The 15,675-nt window shown below is 46.9% G+C and carries 18 protein-coding genes and 2 pseudogenes; 12 read left to right on the top strand and 8 right to left on the bottom strand.

Annotated elements, in window-relative coordinates; all coding sequences use genetic code 11:
* Positions 1 to 609: 609 nt before the first annotated feature.
* Positions 610 to 810 carry a hypothetical protein gene (locus NDA01_RS20210; protein ID WP_348229375.1) on the top strand — a complete coding sequence of 67 codons (201 nt, stop codon included), beginning with the start codon at positions 610 to 612 and terminating at the stop codon, positions 808 to 810.
* A gap of 102 nt (positions 811 to 912) precedes the next feature.
* Here the strand turns inward: NDA01_RS20210 and NDA01_RS20205 are convergent, their stop codons facing one another.
* On the bottom strand, positions 913 to 1,068 hold the full coding sequence (locus NDA01_RS20205) for a hypothetical protein (RefSeq protein ID WP_348229374.1): 156 nt from the start codon (positions 1,066 to 1,068) through the stop codon (positions 913 to 915).
* Positions 1,069 to 1,153: 85 nt separating this feature from the next.
* Between NDA01_RS20205 and NDA01_RS20200 the strand changes: the two genes are divergently transcribed.
* The 4 genes from NDA01_RS20200 to NDA01_RS20185 all read left to right on the top strand — a co-directional run bounded on the left by NDA01_RS20200 (position 1,154) and on the right by NDA01_RS20185 (position 5,614).
* Positions 1,154 to 3,121, top strand: coding sequence for a protelomerase family protein (locus NDA01_RS20200; protein WP_348229373.1), 1,968 nt, complete (start codon positions 1,154 to 1,156; stop codon positions 3,119 to 3,121).
* A gap of 333 nt (positions 3,122 to 3,454) precedes the next feature.
* The gene (locus NDA01_RS20195) at positions 3,455 to 4,276 is read left to right on the top strand and encodes a hypothetical protein (protein WP_348229372.1); all 822 of its coding nucleotides are present in this window, start codon (positions 3,455 to 3,457) and stop codon (positions 4,274 to 4,276) included.
* Between the two features lie 365 nt (positions 4,277 to 4,641).
* The gene (locus NDA01_RS20190) at positions 4,642 to 5,061 is read left to right on the top strand and encodes a hypothetical protein (protein WP_348229371.1); all 420 of its coding nucleotides are present in this window, start codon (positions 4,642 to 4,644) and stop codon (positions 5,059 to 5,061) included.
* 121 nt (positions 5,062 to 5,182) lie between these two features.
* Positions 5,183 to 5,614, top strand: coding sequence for a hypothetical protein (locus NDA01_RS20185; protein WP_348229370.1), 432 nt, complete (start codon positions 5,183 to 5,185; stop codon positions 5,612 to 5,614).
* 22 nt (positions 5,615 to 5,636) lie between these two features.
* Here NDA01_RS20185 and NDA01_RS20180 read toward each other — a convergent pair.
* Positions 5,637 to 5,714 (bottom strand): annotated as a pseudogene (locus NDA01_RS20180) (transposase); the annotation flags it as partial.
* A gap of 424 nt (positions 5,715 to 6,138) precedes the next feature.
* Positions 6,139 to 6,510: a hypothetical protein gene (locus NDA01_RS20175; RefSeq protein WP_348229369.1), complete on the bottom strand. Its 372-nt coding sequence runs from the start codon at positions 6,508 to 6,510 to the stop codon at positions 6,139 to 6,141.
* 19 nt (positions 6,511 to 6,529) lie between these two features.
* Here NDA01_RS20175 and NDA01_RS20170 point away from each other — a divergent pair, with 19 nt between their 5' ends.
* From NDA01_RS20170 to NDA01_RS20150, 5 genes and pseudogenes are all read left to right on the top strand, one after another.
* On the top strand, positions 6,530 to 6,652 hold the full coding sequence (locus NDA01_RS20170) for a hypothetical protein (RefSeq protein ID WP_348229368.1): 123 nt from the start codon (positions 6,530 to 6,532) through the stop codon (positions 6,650 to 6,652).
* Positions 6,627 to 7,310, top strand: coding sequence for a hypothetical protein (locus NDA01_RS20165; RefSeq protein WP_348229367.1), 684 nt, complete (start codon positions 6,627 to 6,629; stop codon positions 7,308 to 7,310). Before NDA01_RS20170 ends, NDA01_RS20165 begins: the two co-directional genes overlap by 26 nt.
* Positions 7,311 to 7,432: 122 nt before the next feature.
* Complete coding sequence (locus NDA01_RS20160) at positions 7,433 to 7,951, top strand: DUF1877 family protein (protein ID WP_348229366.1); 519 nt, start codon at positions 7,433 to 7,435, stop codon at positions 7,949 to 7,951.
* A gap of 13 nt (positions 7,952 to 7,964) precedes the next feature.
* Positions 7,965 to 9,212 (top strand): annotated as a pseudogene (locus NDA01_RS20155) (IS256 family transposase).
* A 367-nt stretch (positions 9,213 to 9,579) separates the two neighbouring features.
* Positions 9,580 to 9,720 (top strand): hypothetical protein, encoded by a 141-nt coding sequence (locus tag NDA01_RS20150; protein ID WP_348229365.1) that lies wholly within the window; start codon positions 9,580 to 9,582, stop codon positions 9,718 to 9,720.
* A gap of 509 nt (positions 9,721 to 10,229) precedes the next feature.
* On the opposite strand, the gene NDA01_RS20145 is transcribed toward NDA01_RS20150, so the two are convergent.
* The 3 genes from NDA01_RS20145 to NDA01_RS20135 all read right to left on the bottom strand — a co-directional run bounded on the left by NDA01_RS20145 (position 10,230) and on the right by NDA01_RS20135 (position 12,087).
* Positions 10,230 to 10,835, bottom strand: coding sequence for a Pycsar system effector family protein (locus tag NDA01_RS20145; protein ID WP_348229364.1), 606 nt, complete (start codon positions 10,833 to 10,835; stop codon positions 10,230 to 10,232).
* Positions 10,810 to 11,736 carry a hypothetical protein gene (locus NDA01_RS20140; RefSeq protein WP_348229363.1) on the bottom strand — a complete coding sequence of 309 codons (927 nt, stop codon included), beginning with the start codon at positions 11,734 to 11,736 and terminating at the stop codon, positions 10,810 to 10,812. Before NDA01_RS20140 ends, NDA01_RS20145 begins: the two co-directional genes overlap by 26 nt.
* Before the next feature lie 75 nt (positions 11,737 to 11,811).
* A complete protein-coding gene (locus NDA01_RS20135; RefSeq protein ID WP_348229362.1) occupies positions 11,812 to 12,087 on the bottom strand; it encodes a hypothetical protein in 276 nt (91 codons plus the stop codon).
* A 468-nt stretch (positions 12,088 to 12,555) separates the two neighbouring features.
* Here NDA01_RS20135 and NDA01_RS20130 point away from each other — a divergent pair, with 468 nt between their 5' ends.
* Positions 12,556 to 13,740, top strand: a complete 1,185-nt coding sequence (locus NDA01_RS20130) for an ImmA/IrrE family metallo-endopeptidase (RefSeq protein WP_348229361.1) — start codon at positions 12,556 to 12,558, stop codon at positions 13,738 to 13,740.
* A gap of 308 nt (positions 13,741 to 14,048) precedes the next feature.
* Here NDA01_RS20130 and NDA01_RS20125 read toward each other — a convergent pair whose 3' ends face one another.
* Positions 14,049 to 14,231, bottom strand: a complete 183-nt coding sequence (locus NDA01_RS20125) for a type II toxin-antitoxin system RelE family toxin (protein ID WP_348229376.1) — start codon at positions 14,229 to 14,231, stop codon at positions 14,049 to 14,051.
* Between the two features lie 78 nt (positions 14,232 to 14,309).
* Positions 14,310 to 14,525 (bottom strand): hypothetical protein, encoded by a 216-nt coding sequence (locus NDA01_RS20120; RefSeq protein ID WP_348229360.1) that lies wholly within the window; start codon positions 14,523 to 14,525, stop codon positions 14,310 to 14,312.
* An 821-nt stretch (positions 14,526 to 15,346) separates the two neighbouring features.
* Here NDA01_RS20120 and NDA01_RS20115 point away from each other — a divergent pair.
* Positions 15,347 to 15,616, top strand: a complete 270-nt coding sequence (locus tag NDA01_RS20115; protein ID WP_348229359.1) for a hypothetical protein — start codon at positions 15,347 to 15,349, stop codon at positions 15,614 to 15,616.
* Positions 15,617 to 15,675: the final 59 nt, after the last annotated feature.

Below are 15,675 nucleotides of genomic sequence, written 5' to 3'. Positions count from 1 at the left end.
AGAGATGTCCTAGCGAAGCAGTTCTGAACTGCTTCGCTTCCCACCCTACTAGCGATCGCTTCCTATAAGCAATTCAAATATTACCCAATCCATTTGAATATATTATGAATTGGATTGCATTGCTTCTTGAGGGTAAGGGCGATCGCACCTTCGTAGAGTCCTTGTGACTGGCTCTGTATATGGATTTCAGCCTTTTTGGTTATTGGTTGGCATAGGCCGATCGCCTTTTTATTCCAATCCGATTCATTAGATATCCATATCAAATTATAGAAATATCCAATCTAATTATCCATATTCATTTGGATTTGTTATGGATTAGCTTATCCAATTCGTTCTAAAAGATATGGATATAAGCAATCCAAATCAATTGAGTTGGCTGTCAATTTGTGTTGGTAAGGTTAGCTAAATTGTTTGTAGGATTGGGTTTGCAGTACTTAACTTATTTAGTCCGATCGCCCATCCGATCGCTTAACTTATTGGTTTGAGTTGCATAAACTATGGATTGTATATTGATTTTGAATATGGATTGAAATAGAATGAATATGTAATCTAAAAAGGTAGCTACTTCAACCAATTGAATTGGATGGTTTGCCGATGAGGGGTAGTTCCATGCTATCAAGTCCCACGCTCTTTAAATCTGCTGTGAGTTTCTCTCCTTTTGTCTCTTTATTGGTTGCTTTGGTTGAGATGGCGATCGCTAATCTCAGCCTCTTCTATTGTTCTGGCAGTCAGCATTTGACCTTTCAACAGGCGATCGCAAACTTCAATCTCTTCTCTTGTTCTAGAAACCAACGCTTAACCCTTAAGTAGGCGATCGCACCCTCTACAAGCTTCTGTCCTTCTCCTGGGCAGCTACCAACTACTAAGACGATCGCAAACTTCAATCTCTTCTCCTTTTCCACGAAGCAGTCATCAACTACTAAGCGGGCGATCGCTGGCCTTATATTCCTCTGTCTCCCTACTAGCCCACAGTTCGTCCTTGAGCAAGCGATCGCCGCTGTAGTAGGGCAAGGTTATCTCTTTAGGTTCCTGGCTCTCTGTGCTCCTGATAGACGAGTCTTCTGACATCACTTCTGACCGCTCTTTAGGAGATGGTGTCTGTCTCCTTTTCTATCCCTGTCAAATAACAAGCAATGCAATCTGGAGAACGGATATGGGTAAACGTGCTTGGCTCTCTAACTTGATTGATAATGACTATCTCCCAGCGATCGCTCTGCTATCTGATTCTCCTCGGGGCAGGACTAAGGCTCAACAACTGGTTACTCGCATGCGGCAAGAGTGGTCCGATCGCGGGGCTCTAGCTCTCAACCAACAGCAGAGTTTGATGGACCAAACTCGTAGGGCAATTAAAGACCACTTCGGAGAGGACCATTTCTCGCTCGACTATATCAAGTTCTCGACGGAGGAATACACTCAGCTCAATGATGAAAAGCAGCGATCGGTCTCAGAACGCAATGAGGATGTGAAGCCGTTGCACAACCCTGATGGCATCGTGGCCACCGCTGTGCGCTTGCTGGAGTCACCAGAGTGGTCAGAGGTGGCTGCGGCTTTGGCAGTACTAACGGGCAGGCGATCGAGTGAGCTACTCTCGACGGCTAAGTTTGAACCCAAGACGCGCTGGAGTGTGGTCTTTACGGGGGCACTTAAACGTGGGGGAGAAACGCAAACACTCAGTTTTGAGATTCCCACGCTGACCACCTCGGAGAAGGTCTGCCAGGCTTTAGCCAAGATTAGACGTGAATTACCGGAGACGCAGGAGCTACCCGCCAAAGAGGTGAATGCTCGCTTTGGTCCCGCTGTCGCGGCGGCGTGCGATCGCCACTTCTCGGACCTCGTCCCTCCCAGAGCCGGGGGCAACCTCTACACTCACTTGTTCCGTGCGGTCTACGCTACGATCGCTACCTTTTGGTATTGTCCTCCCAAAGTAGACCCAGTGGAGTTTAGAGCGGCAATTCAAGGTCACTATGCGGTCCTGGATGAACACAATCCAGAACTCAGGCGATCGCTCGCTGCTTCTCGTCACTACGCGGATTTTGAGATTGCGGACTCAGTCATTGCTCAGTACGCGGGCAAACGCAAGGGCATTAAGCTGGGCTTGGGTGGTATTCAGCCGATTGCTCCGTTTCAGGATAGAGCGAATGACACTCAAATCGGGGAACGGCGGCGTCAGCAACGCACGAGCCTGCGTATCTGGAAAGATGACCAAGCCGCGATCGCCTCCATTCTCGAACACTTTGACGGCAAACTCCAACCTGACAAGATGTCCGCTTGGGTGGCTTGGTCTCTCCAGCAGTTGACCACGAAAGCTACAGCGGCTGAACTAGAAGAGACGGCAGTTGATGAGGCAATGGAGGTGGAACTCGTCGAGGCGATCGCGACCACTGCAACAGAAGAGAGCGCCGATGAAACAGAAACGATAGAGACGATCACCACGACCTCTGAAACCACTGAGGTTGCACCGGAACCGATAGAGGAGAGCGAAGTTAGTGAACCAATCCAATCTACTAAATCCATAAGCAATTTATCTTTGGAGCAGCCCGTAGCAAATGGATTGGAATCTAAACTCGACAAGCTCATTGATGTCATGGCTCAGTTTGTTCAGTTTCAACTTCAGGCTCAACAGAAGGTTGGTCAGGAGGATAGTCCTCCGCACGCGATCGCTCAAGCAGAGTCAACTAGAGTGGCGGCAGCACCCGAGATAGAGGCAATATCTCAACCCGCGATCGCTCGAGCAGGGACAACTACACTCCCAGCACCAGTACCAGAGCAAGTTCCAATAGCCCAACCCGCGATCGCTAACCTGGATATGGATACTGCGGAGGAAGCTACTGGTGAAAGAAAGCCTCGTAAATACAGAACTGGCGAAGCTGATGCGATCGTCAACCAGGCGATCGATGCAATCATGGCTCACAACAATCTACCCAACCAGCTTCATGACCTCAAGTGGGCTATCACCATTAATGGATTGAAGAACTTCAGCACCAACCAAAGAGTGATTGAACGCATTATGCAGGAACGGAAGGACGAGCTTGATAAGCATCATCAACTCCACCAACTTCTCCCAGGCCACAACAACCGTCACAAAAGAAAACGAAAAATCGGCGATGTCGTCAGGGTTTAGCGATCGCTCTTTACCGCTTTTGAGCTTGAGGTTCTCTTATAACTCTGAAACCTAACCTCTCTCACGCGATCGCCCTCACCAAAATAGCGTATGAACCCATCTGCTTGCAGTGACTCTGGGTTGAAAGTGCGATCGCCACACGTCACAATTTGGACAACTGACCAACGAAGAAGATGAGTGGGAGGCTTGAGGTTGCTTGGCTATTGCTGAGCGATCGCGCGATTGAGACGAATGCTGGGTAACGCTCAGGGGACTGCTAGACCAAATCGCCTATGCCGCTCACCCCAGCTATCATAGAGCTCTGCCTTAGCTAAAAGAGCAAATTTCTCCTCTATGCAGATCATTGAACACAATCCTGACAGGCTCGTTTTGTTCTTTCGACGTTCGTTCCTCCTAGGTTTGCTGCTGGGTGCCAGCTGCACTTTCATCGGTCTTTTTTTCTGCCTATTTGGCTTCATCTTGCTGCAACAAGCTGAGGGAGGGGTCTGGATTTTGCCTACTGGCATGGGTAGCTTGGCAGTGATTACAGGATTTTTCTGGGTCTTCCTATTTCCTACACGCACCACTTTGATCTTTGATAAATCTCAGAACTGCGTCGTGCGCGAGCAGAGTCGCTTCCCAGGTCAAGCCCCAAAACAAACCCTGAAGCTGCCCCTCGATTGTATTGTTGGAGTGTTGCTAGGGAGTTCTAGCGGAGAGACAACGACTTATTATCCAGAGTTGATTCTCGATTTAGTTTACTGGCGGATTTGGTTAAACTCGGATGGTTCTTATCAGACAGCGGTCAAGATCTCCAAAACCATTGCTCAGTTTCTTAATGTGAACTACTTTCCTAAGGAGTCGAAAGCACCTTTAACTAGTTTTGAACAACGCTGGTTAAAGGCTGCAAAGCCGTCCCAGAGCTGGCAGTATCTCGAGGATGAGGTTGAGCGACTTCAACGTCACTTAAGCGAGAATCCCGAAGACGGAGCAGCCCATCAGGAGTTAGGAATTCTACTTCACTCCAAGACGACGTTCGGGACTCTACCTGGCTCACGGCGACAGGAAATACTTTTCCATCTCGAAGCAGCGCAAAAGTTATTTGAGGTGCAGCAGAAACCAGAGCAGGCCGCGATCGCGAGCAAGCTCCAAATGCTTGTGAACGCGACGGCCTAATGTCCTTAGGTAAGAGTTAGCTGTCTCACTCTTGATTTCGCCGGCAAGTTCTAGCTCACTACCCTGCTTCAGCTCATTCAATTGAAAGTTTTAACTGAAACGAAGTTGAGTAGACTGAGCGCCCCTTTGCCCCCTCCGACTCCTCACCAAATCCGATTGCCTACTCAGCCCTCAGCCCAAAATCAGGAATTTTCTGACGCTCAAAGCTGGGCCTAGGTTCTGCGTTACCAGAGCGATCGCCCCTCTACTTCACCAGAGCGATCGCCCTCAAAGACAGTTTCTTGACTGTCCATTCTAAGAAGGAAGTTCAAAGCCGCTGTTTTACACTGAAGCCACTTGCCAGAAGGGAAAGGGGTTAAACTTTGATGCAATTTTGGTTGGCTATCTTGTTAGGGGCCATTTGCGGATCGATCGTTGGAGCTGTGGTCTGGGCTTACCTTGTTGCAGTCTCAGCCGCTGTCTGGGCTAAAACCGATGCTCATTCTGGCTATATACCTGAACCATCCGCTGATAAGGTACCGTTTTCTCTTGAAACAGCTGGTCTCATCGGTTCCATTGTGGCCCCTCTATTGAGCACTTATTTGATTTGGATCGGGATGCCACTCTCTTATGTCGTCATTGGCAGTGTGCTCCTAGCGGCCTGGAGCGTTGTGCTTTGTCCTGACTTCGGAGACCCGCGCTCTTCTTGGTTTATTCCCTCTGCTTTTTATCTTCCCTGGTTGCCGTTATGTACCGTTCTGGTAAGCATCAGAGAGCTGAAATCCAAAATTGCCAAAGGGCTGTAAAGCCACAGATATAGTCTGGTGAAAAGGGTTTCATACTGCAAAGGAATAATTCCTATGAAATCCTTTTCACCAAATATTTACAAGCTTTTGTTCTGTGCCTAAGTTGACTCACAATTGCCGTATGCTCCAACGTAGAAACCATAAGCAAGAATATAGCGTCGTCATCTTTTGGAGCGCGACGGCTGGCATTATAGGAATGTATGTTGGTCAGTTTTTAGCCGATCGCTACATTTCTACTCTTATTCCTGATATCTACCTTGGAGTCGTCGGTTATTATGCGCAGGGCAGATGGCCTGGGCTGTGGGTTGGGGAAATCCTTGGTTGTTGGTTAGGGCTTGAGACCAATCGCTATTCGTACCCCATCAGAACAACTATTTACTTAGCGGTGATACTACCACTTGTCTTTGCGGCCATAGCTTGGATATGGCAGGTAGTTGGCGGTTCCTTAGAATGGTGGACAATACCTCTATTTGTGTTGTCTCAGACGATACTCCTAGTAGCTCCACCCTTCTTAGCTCGATATTTTTCTAATCTGACTTCAAGAGGGGGTTAGTTATCAGACTAGCTGTAGCTCCCGCTGAACGCAGCAAACTCTTTAACTTCGACCAGCAGTTTTCGATGGGTGAGAAGTCAGGAGAATAGGGAGGTAAATAAAGCTCAAAGTCACTCGGAACCGTGCTGCGAGTTGTCGTTGAGAAATGTTGTCTTCAGCGTAGGTATCAATAATCTTTTGCCATAGCTAAGCGAGTATGCTTTCATTGCCCCTGAAACACTGAGAAGTCTCTACACTTTACCCGTACCTCACTGGATTAGGAAACGCTATAAATTGTCATTGATGCAGGGGGATAGCAAGTCTCGTTAACGAGGCAAAACTTAAAGAATCAAGAAAGCGATCGCCCCTCAGTCCCTTTTCACCGCGCCAAACCCTATCGCCCTACCCAGCACTCAGCTCAAAGTCAGAAATTTTCTGAATCTCAAAGCTTGGCCTAGTTTTTGCGCCACCAGAGCGATCGCCTGTTTGCACTTCACCACAGCGACCACCGCTGGTAGTTGCACGGAATCAGGACCTTTTTACTTTCAGTTAGTAGCAATGGCAAGCGTGAGTAGAAGCTGCCCTTCATTCAACGTGGCTCGAATCATAATTTGCTCGTCATCGTGTATCTCGACTTGCAAGGGGGTTGATTTTAATCGGTTTGGCTTCATGACATCATGCTCTCGAACAACAACGCAGTAGGCTCCTGCTCGTAAGCGGACATAAACGCTGTTGGGAGGGGCTAGGTGTGCGAACTTTGCTCCAGTGCCATAAATATTCTGGTTGATATAAACCTTGTAATCCGAGAGTTGCAAAGAGCCATCACCAAGAACGATGATTGTGCTGCGATTTCTGAGATCCCACTCTTGATCGAACTTGTTCCAGAACTCAGCGATCGCCTCACGGTTGTACAGCATATAGGTGCATCACCTAGTAATGAAAACTAGTGTAGCTGAGCCGCGATCGCCCCTCTTCAGCACCCAGCTCTCTGCTACCTTTGCCTCAACTGGCCTGATGGGAAGAGTAGCAATCAATGCTCACGGCCCACGAATTCAGTGAACAAAGCAATTTACGATCGCCGGACTGGAAAATTTCACGGGGGCGATCGCCGTTTTATTGCCGTGCCAAAGTTTTGCGGTTAGTCGATGCGGAGGCAACTCGGCTAGAGACTCGACTGAGCGATCATGCTCGACTGCCGACGCAAGACAAAATTAGCGTGGCAGAGTTTCAATTGAGGATAGCTGAGGATGTCAAGCTCTCTCACCTGAGAATGGCGGCGTTTGTGGCGGGTGGAGAGAAGCAGCTTAATGCGCGTCACTTTGGCACTGCCGGTCAGAAGTTGAGGCGGCAATACAAACATTTGCAAGGGTTTGGAGATGCTGTTGCTCAAGGTGAGCTGAGCGAGAAGCAAATCCTTGCACGTGCCAAGTCCTACGGCGTGAGCGCTAGAACTGCCTTCTTTAAGTCGGAGAAGCTGACCCGTGTGAGCTACGGCGCGAGGGAGGCAAAGCGCAGCCTAGACATTCAATCTCGTCACTGCTCTTCCTGCCTGGGTCACTCAACCGGGGGCTTGTGGTTTCGCATTGATCAGGTTGTTGCGCCGGGAGTTGACTGCGAGTGTCAGAGCCGCTGTCGTTGTCGAATTGTTAGGGAGTCGAACCCAAAGGCAGCAATGCTGCGGGTAGCCCAGTCCGTCCCAGAAGTAATTCTATTTTAGGCGCGATCGCCCACCCTCATAGGTTCGTGTGTAAACCCAGCCTCAACCCACCAACTGCGATCACATAAAGTATCAATAACTAATAATAGTTATGCTGCAAGCTTCTGTGGGGAACCAAACTGTTGCAAGGCCGCAGCCAAATTATCTTTGGAGAGCCAGTAGGTTCTGTTTGTATGGGCATTGAAGCAAGCTATAGGCGTATAACCCCTGATGAGTTTGAGAACCTGCATAATGATGCTGTCTATGCCAGTATCTATTTTGGGGATGATCTCGAAACTGATGAAGAGATTCATGCCTACTTTAAAGCCTTAAGATCCAGTGGCTGCTATCTAGAGCTTGATAAATACTGGCGATCGCTTCACTTTTTATTTACGGGTGATGTCCCCTTTGCCAGTAGAAACAAGAATAAGACTGTATTACATCACGTATTTATGGGTGGTACACCCACGGCTTGGGAAGCGACCTATGGGATGGTTCGTTATCTGCCTATTAATGAAGTTATCAAAATAGCTGAGGCATTAGAGTGCATGCCCGAAGAGACGTTAAAGTTACGTGTAGGAACCTTGCTTGGCTCTTATGAGGGTAGAACTTATAGAGACTGTAAATTATTTTGTGTAAGCGGTCAAAATAACATCCAATGACAGGAGACCGCCCATGAAAGAATCCCATCCTTCTGCTGCCAAAGTCGACCAGTTACTCGATGAACTGCTGCAAGATTACTCCGGACCCGAAGCCGTTCTTGGAGAACAAGGGTTGCTGAAGCAGCTCACCAAACGTCTAGTGGAAAAGGCCCTGCAGGCAGAACTCACTCATCATCTCCAACACCAGCACAACTCCCACATTGCTGAAGCAGAGCCACCCAAGGAGCGCCGCAATTCTCGCAATGGCTTCTCCAAGAAGACGGTGCAAGCCGAACTCGGCACCCTCGAACTTCAGGTGCCCCGGGATCGCTTCAGCCAGTTCGAACCTGTTCTAGTCAGAAAAGGACAACGACGCATCAGCGGGTTGGATGACAAAATCCTCGCCCTCTATGCTCGAGGATTGAGCACAAGGGATATCCAAGCCCAGTTGGAAGAGCTCTATGGGGTGGAAATTTCTGCCACCTTGATTAGTCAGGTCACCGATGCGGTCGCTGAAGAGGTGCGGCAATGGCAAGCCCGACCCTTGGACAAAGTCTATCCCATCGTCTGGTTAGATGCCCTCTATGTCAAAGTCCGTTCCGAAGGACGAGTTAGGTCTCAGGCTGTTTACCTCGTCTTGGGAGTCAACCTCGAAGGGCACAAGGAACTGCTGGGGATGTGGATGTCCCCAGCAGAAGGAGCTAAGTTCTGGCTCTCGGTGCTGACGGAATTGAAAAACCGAGGAGTGGAAGATATCTTTATCGCTTGTGTTGATGGTCTGGTGGGATTTCCAGAAGCCATCAAGACTGTTTATCCTCGTGCTCGGGTCTAGTTGTGCATCGTCCATCTGCTGCGTAACTCGCTCAAGTATGTGCCCTGGAAGTTGCAGCGCGAAGCCGTAGCCGACCTCAAACCCATCTACCAAGCCGCCACGGTTGCTGAAGCGGAGTCAGCCCTCGAAACCTTTGCCCAGAAGTGGGACGAGCATTATCCCTCTATCACTCAGTTGTGGTTGCGGCACTGGGAGCACATCATTCCGTTGTTTGACTATCCGGCAGATATTCGACGAGTGATTTACACTACCAATGCCATTGAGTCACTCAATCGTTCTTTGCGTAAGGTGCTCAAGACCAAGGGGCATTTCCCCAGTGATGAGTCTGTCTTCAAGTTGCTCTACCTGGCCCTGACTAATATTGCCAAGCGATGGACGATGCCGATCCCCAACTGGAAACAAGCACTCTCGCGCTTTGCCATCGAGTTCCCAGACCGCCTATCCCACTGATCCCAACTCTGGCTTACACAAAATTCTTGACACTCTCAACTTATGGAACCGCACCTTCTCAATCTCTGTACCCAGTTAATTGGGTTCTTCAAAAGTGCCGCGCAAGCAGGCGATATCGTACTTTTATCGTTTGACTAACTGGTTCTTACCAAGGCAGTGGACGTACACACATCGCTAGTATCGGGTTCCACCAGATTATTGTTGATGACCAAAGTTGCTATCAAGCCCAATTATTGAGCGGCATCCCCTGAAGTCAAGCATTCTGGAAGACATCTCAGCAAGAAATTCTAAGAAATGAAGGGGTGATCGCACCACCCAGTAATTGCCCCTTAGCCGTGCGGTCGCCTTTCATCTAAGGTGCCCAATCGTGCCCCATGCAGATTCCTTGAAGTACCGTTGTTGCTGCGGTGGTTGCTGGAGCGATCGCGCCTTTCATCAAATTCAATCTAATCCGGTTCTGGGCATCTTAGGCGGAAGGGTGAAGAAAATTAGCCTGAAGCAATGCTGACCACAGATGCTCATGCCGCAGCTGGGGTCAGAATGTAGATTACCTTGCGTAAGGCCAATACGAAGGGAAAGCAGGAGATACGGTAAATCCCCGTGCACTCGATTCTAAAGGGCTACCTGGAAGCGTACCAGGCCGAGGCAGGTAAACAGTAACTCTTCCCCGGACGCCACGGGCGGGGCCACATTAACCCCAAGTCAGCCGGTGAGATTCTGCGGGAGACGTGCGATCGCCGGCTTGATGTAAGATTCCCTCTCTCTCAGCCTCTTCTCCCGAATGCCAATCCCAACTTAGCCCATAAGGAGTCCTACGATCAGAGGCTGCGATCGCTTCACCAAAAAAGCGTATGAACCCATAAAGCGCGAAACACGACAGATACCAACCCTAGAACAACCAACCACTGGTTTTATGAGGCACTGGCGGGGATCGTTTCACTAAAACAGCGTAAGAGCCCAGATAGCACGGAACGCGACAGTAAAGTTTAGGGGCTGAGGTAATCCAGTAGCCTTTCTTTAGTTTGTCAGCTCAGCAACTCCCAGAAAAATACCAGCAGTAACAACAACTACAAGTGAGAGAATAAGTATCTGCCCTGAGCGAGCTAGCGCTTTATTTTTCTCTAGAGCTATTCGAGAAATAACATGATATTGCTCAATTAGTAAATCATGTTGATACCGAATAGATGGCCAGTCTGACCTCAAGTCAAGTAGGCTCATTTTAGCTACATCTATGAAATTAAGAGGATTACCTTGTCCTATAAGGTTAACTCTATCTTTTTTAAGGTTTAGTTTATCTTTTTTTCGCCTTATTCCAACTAAGAAATTAAGCCTTGGAATTAAAACAAGTATAGAGAATATTCCACCAACACAACTTAAAACCAGAGCCAATAAAAGTAAAATAATTATAGATTTTTGCAAAGGGAAAGAAGTTGCTTTAGTTGCTTCAGCTAGCAACAGTCCAATAACTGCTGCTAACAGTGTAGTAGCTGTTAATAAGCCCGTGGCTTTCTCATCCGAAGCTCGAATCCACTCCTCAACCCGAGATAAATGAACAAAAACATCAATTGTTTCAACTGTGTCACTCAAGTTATTAACCTTAGGCAAGTTTGATCCCATATTCATCAAATATATTCTCCATGTAAGTATTCCCATGTTGCTGGCACCACATACTCTTTAAGTGCCATCCTCCTCGCAACCCGTACTTATGAAGATCCTCATGTTCATGGAATTTCCAAAGACGGTTTTTTCTGCCATTCCAAATATCACAATCGCAACTCAAGTTGATAAATTCACACTCTTTAAGAACTTTATATGCCGCTTCAGATGCAATCAGCTCATCTTCTTCACGAGAGGCAATATTTAACAGCTTAGAGGACTGATTAATAGTTGAGTTTAACCAAACATGATTTTGATTTTGAGTACCTCTCTTGCCTATTCTTTTGACATCAACAGTACCTATATGAACGGAAGAGCGAGTCTTAATTGATACATTAGATTTGGTTATTTTCTGAATTTTTGCATCTAAGTACAGATCTACCCAACTACGAAAAACTTCAGCAGCTAGAAATGCCTTAACCACAGCATTTTCACCATCAAATAAAGCAAAACCTCCATCTCCTTTGAGATCAAAAAATCCAACTCCAAAAGCTCTCCAAACATGCACTAAGTTACCTGTGAATGCTTGATAGATTTTGCACGAGGTTACTGGATGGGCTTGATAATCTATCATGCTCGATCCAACCATATCTATAAATGAACAAGCAACATTCTCAATCCTGAACCATTTAGGTGCTTCAAGAAAAGCATCATCACTCTGTGGTAAGCTTTTTCGAGATATAAACTCTATTTCAGAATCACAAACGTTGTTAGCGTCTCGATTAGCTTCGTCATAGAGGCTTTGAAGATTAAAAGCCAAGATAGAATCCCCAAACTTTACAATGTTTTGTTTTTCTGCAAAGGTGCTTATTACACATTTTCGGACATTTAGATCAAGCCCAAAATGTGTAATAACGCTAGAAATCACAGTTTTCCTGTAAGCCTAGCCATACCCTTCAGCTAGTTTTGCCAACTTAGAGATAACAAGAATAGAAGTCTAGTTCTATCGGCGAATGCCGAGTGTCTTGTGAATCCACTGCCATTCTGATTGTGTTAACCAACCCCAACTTGTGTAGCGATCGAATGTAACAACGAGCAAGCGATCATTGTCATCAATATGATGTATAAGGTTTTGGGTCACCTGCTCAGGGCTGAGGTTAGTCTCCACCAACCATGTAGAGAGTAAACAGTGTAAGTTCGGCCCCAAAGCTTGAATAGCCTCAGTAAGCTTCTGGTACTTTTGTCCTGGATTCTTTAGATCGTAAGTAATCAAAATCATGCGTGACCTCTTCTTTAAGGACTTGACGACGGTCGAAAGCCCAGGGTACGCTTCCACTGGTTAAGTAAGGAAGATCCAAGGCTTTCGGTCTTGGGTTTTTAGTGAACGTGCTTCGAGTCCTACCTCAAAGCACGTTCGACATTTTAAGAATAAGTAATCGGTAGTGCACTTTCATAAAGGACGGAAGGAAGTAACCTGTACCCAGCACGCTAACGCTGTCAAGCTTTTGAGATTCCTGGATATTTTCGTTCTTTACAAAATAGGACTACCAAGTAACCCCTGATTTAATACTCAAGAAAATACAACTGATAAAATTTTAGCGTAACAAATTTGAGCTGTGTGTAGCTCTGTATGGGAATTCTGGCATGAAAGAATCTAGAATAAATCAGTAACAAAGTCAAAAGCTAACCAGCTTATCATGGAAAAAACTATATTTCTATAGTCAAAAGATTAAATAAGTAAGGAAATATGACGATGGGGCTAGGTACACGCCTAAAAGAGCGAAGAGAACGTGCTGCAATGACTCAAGAACAAACAGCTCACTCTTTAGGAATACCCCGTGAATTAGTCTCTATGTGGGAGAACGAAAACCGTATCCCTTCCCGGTATCAAGTTGAAGAACTAGCCAAGCTGTACAAAGTTGAGAAGGAATACCTTTTAGGACAGGTAGATCTAAACGAACAATACGAGCGCACCATCCTTTATCGCGGCTTGCAAGACCATTCCGCAATAAAGCCTGTATTTGAAGGCTGGTTAGATTTTTTGGATAAGTGGGCCAGCTTCCTAGAGCAAACAGGATACAGACATTTAGGCCCTGGCAGACCACCTCGCAGTCTAGACGAGGGACAAGTTATTACTGATGCTCGACGAGCTTCAACCTTAGCGATCACTGTCCGCCAGCATTTTAAGCTTGGTCTTGATAAAATGCCTAATCTTTATACGTTTTTGGATGAGCAAGGCATTCTAGTCTACAGAGCACCCTTAGGTTCAATTTCTGGTGATGATGGCGTCTCAGGAGCCTTTTATAATCATCCAAAACTGGGTTATTGCATCATAGTTAACTGCGACACAGCACCTGGGCGTCAAATTTTCACTCTGGCCCATGAATTTGCTCATGCTTATTATCATTACCAACTGCAAGGCATTGTAAGTAGTAAGGACGAGTGTAAAAGATCTGAAGAAGTATTTGCCGATGCCTTTTCAGCACACTTTCTGGTTCCCGGCAAAGAGCTTCGACGCTTGGTAAAAGAACATGAAGAGCAAGGTGAACTTGATCACTATAAAGCCTTATTTCTGGCAGCATGGTTCGGTGTCAGCTACGGCACCTTGCTGGTACGCCTTAAACACGAGCGGCTTATCCAGTTAGAGCAGTATGAAGAGTGGAAGCAGTACAGTCCTAGTGCAATGGCACAACAGATGGGACTTAACCCCGAAGATTTCCGCATACCTCAACGTAAAACTCTCTTGCTTGAGCGCTACCCCTTTTCTATACATAAAAAGGTTAGACAAGCTATTACCAATGGACTCATTACTATAGATGAAGCAGCAGAACTCCTTGACATTGAAACATCAACGATTGAATCTGACTTGCTTGGAAACTTACCTAAACCCACGCCTGAAGAAGAGCAAGAATTTTTAGAGTTTCCTGGGTAAACAGTCTTCAGAATAGAAACTCAATAGGGAACTAGCGAACGATTCAGATTCGCCGTTTCCGTCTCCCAAGCCCACTGATGTACATCCTCGGTAATCCAGTAGTGGTAAATCTTTTTATGCATATTCATTGATTGATCCCTCTGCTAAGCTGCCAACTCACTCGGCATGTTGCACTCAAGCGATCGCGTCATCAGAATTTTTGAGAAGACCCGATTCCCTAAGTCTTTCCCAGGGTCCTTGGCAAGTTAGGTGGCTGGGGAATTACTTCTCCGTTGTAGGTTGCATCCTCTAGATTTGATGGGTTCTCTTCACCGATACACATCACTCCGATGCCCAACTTTGACAACGACAACTAACAGCTGCGTATCTTGAATCTCATAAATGATTCGGTAATCCCCTAGCCGTACTCGATACAAGCTATTAGAGTCTTCTAATTTGACAACACCAGTTGGACGCGGCTCCACTGCCAATTCCTCAAGACGCTTAACAATTGCCAGTTGCAGTGTCGGTGTTAGCTTCTATAATTTGGCGCTTTGCAGCAGGGCGATCTCAACTTGATAAGTCATGCTTTATAAACCAAGCTCTCTTTTGAGATTGCCTAGAGAGGTCGTTCCCTGCTCCTGAGCTTCTGCTAGAACTGCATGAGCATCTCTCAAGTCAACTTCATTCTCTAGCCAATCTCGTTCCTGTTTCATTTTAAGGAATTGCAGGAAATCTAAAACCTCTTCTAAAAGTGGTTCTGGAACTTGCTTTAGCTCCTGGATAATGAGTTCCTTTGCTGTCATTGGTTGGTCTCCAAATGTCTCCTATCAGTCCGCCCTAGTTAATGGCCTTGCCAGGGTTGATGAGCCAAAGTTTTAAGCTTAAAGCTCTAGGCCTAGCACTCAATTCAGTCGGTAACTCCGGTATTACCAGGGCTACCCGCGATCGCGTACACGCTCACTCGGTTACCTGATCACCCAATATTATTATCCGCTAGCGACTGCGGTAGCCAGTGTTAGAGGCCGACTACCGTAGGAGTTGAGTGCGGTATTACGAGCACAGCAGCCAAGCAGGTAGTCAGCTGTACTGGGGTTAACCAGAGCTATCGTAGTCGGCTACCCCCAGCTACCCTAGTTAACTGGGGATAAAGGCTGTTTCTAATTCTGAATGATGGGGCGATCGCGTGGTGGGTCACTTAAACATGCGGATTTTGGGCTGAGTGTTCGGTAAGGCAAGACGAGCGCCACTTTTAGACAACCCGGTTCACCCTTCTCAATACTTGGCTTGCCCCACTAAACGAACTTATGCAAATAGAGTTGTAGAGTGAAGCCTAAGGCACGATGAAAGGAACGCAAAATCGCTTTGGTTGAACTTCCACAGCAGAAGTTCTAAAGTCCGTAAATCAACTAGATTGGCGATCCCATCTAGTTAATTTACCCCAATAAAACAAAAAGCAGGGTAACAGGATGAACGATTTTGAATTTGAAATGTGGCTCCTTGAAAGCGATCGCAGCAGGCATACTGCAATCATCCGCGATCTCAAGCGAGAGCTGCGAGAGGAACGAGAAGGGTCAAAGGAAGGAAGTAAACGTTTAGTGAGAAGTGAGCCGGGTAGGCCAAGAAGATGACCCCAAAAGTGGATTGTGACGCCTACACATGGGTAGCTCTTTGCGGCTCTGAGGCAGGGAATGAGCACTCTATAGGTCCTCAGTCTCGAAAAGAGCAGGGCAAGGCAATCTCCAGTCAGAATGCAAGGCCTGTTAGCTTATTGGATACAGAGTTGACAGATGGACTGCGAAAGATGCGGCATGAACTGAGTGCGATCGCTAAGATGCAGCACAAGCAGCGGATTCATGAGATGTGGGATGGAGTGATTGCATCGTTTAATCCATGAGAATTTGGGAATTGAGAAAAATCTGAAACAAACTATTCAAATTCTTGTAGCTCTGACGC

This window comes from Trichocoleus desertorum AS-A10, from assembly GCF_039962155.1.
GTDB lineage: Bacteria > Cyanobacteriota > Cyanobacteriia > FACHB-46 > FACHB-46 > Trichocoleus.
This window is presented reverse-complemented; position numbering and strand designations above follow the sequence as displayed.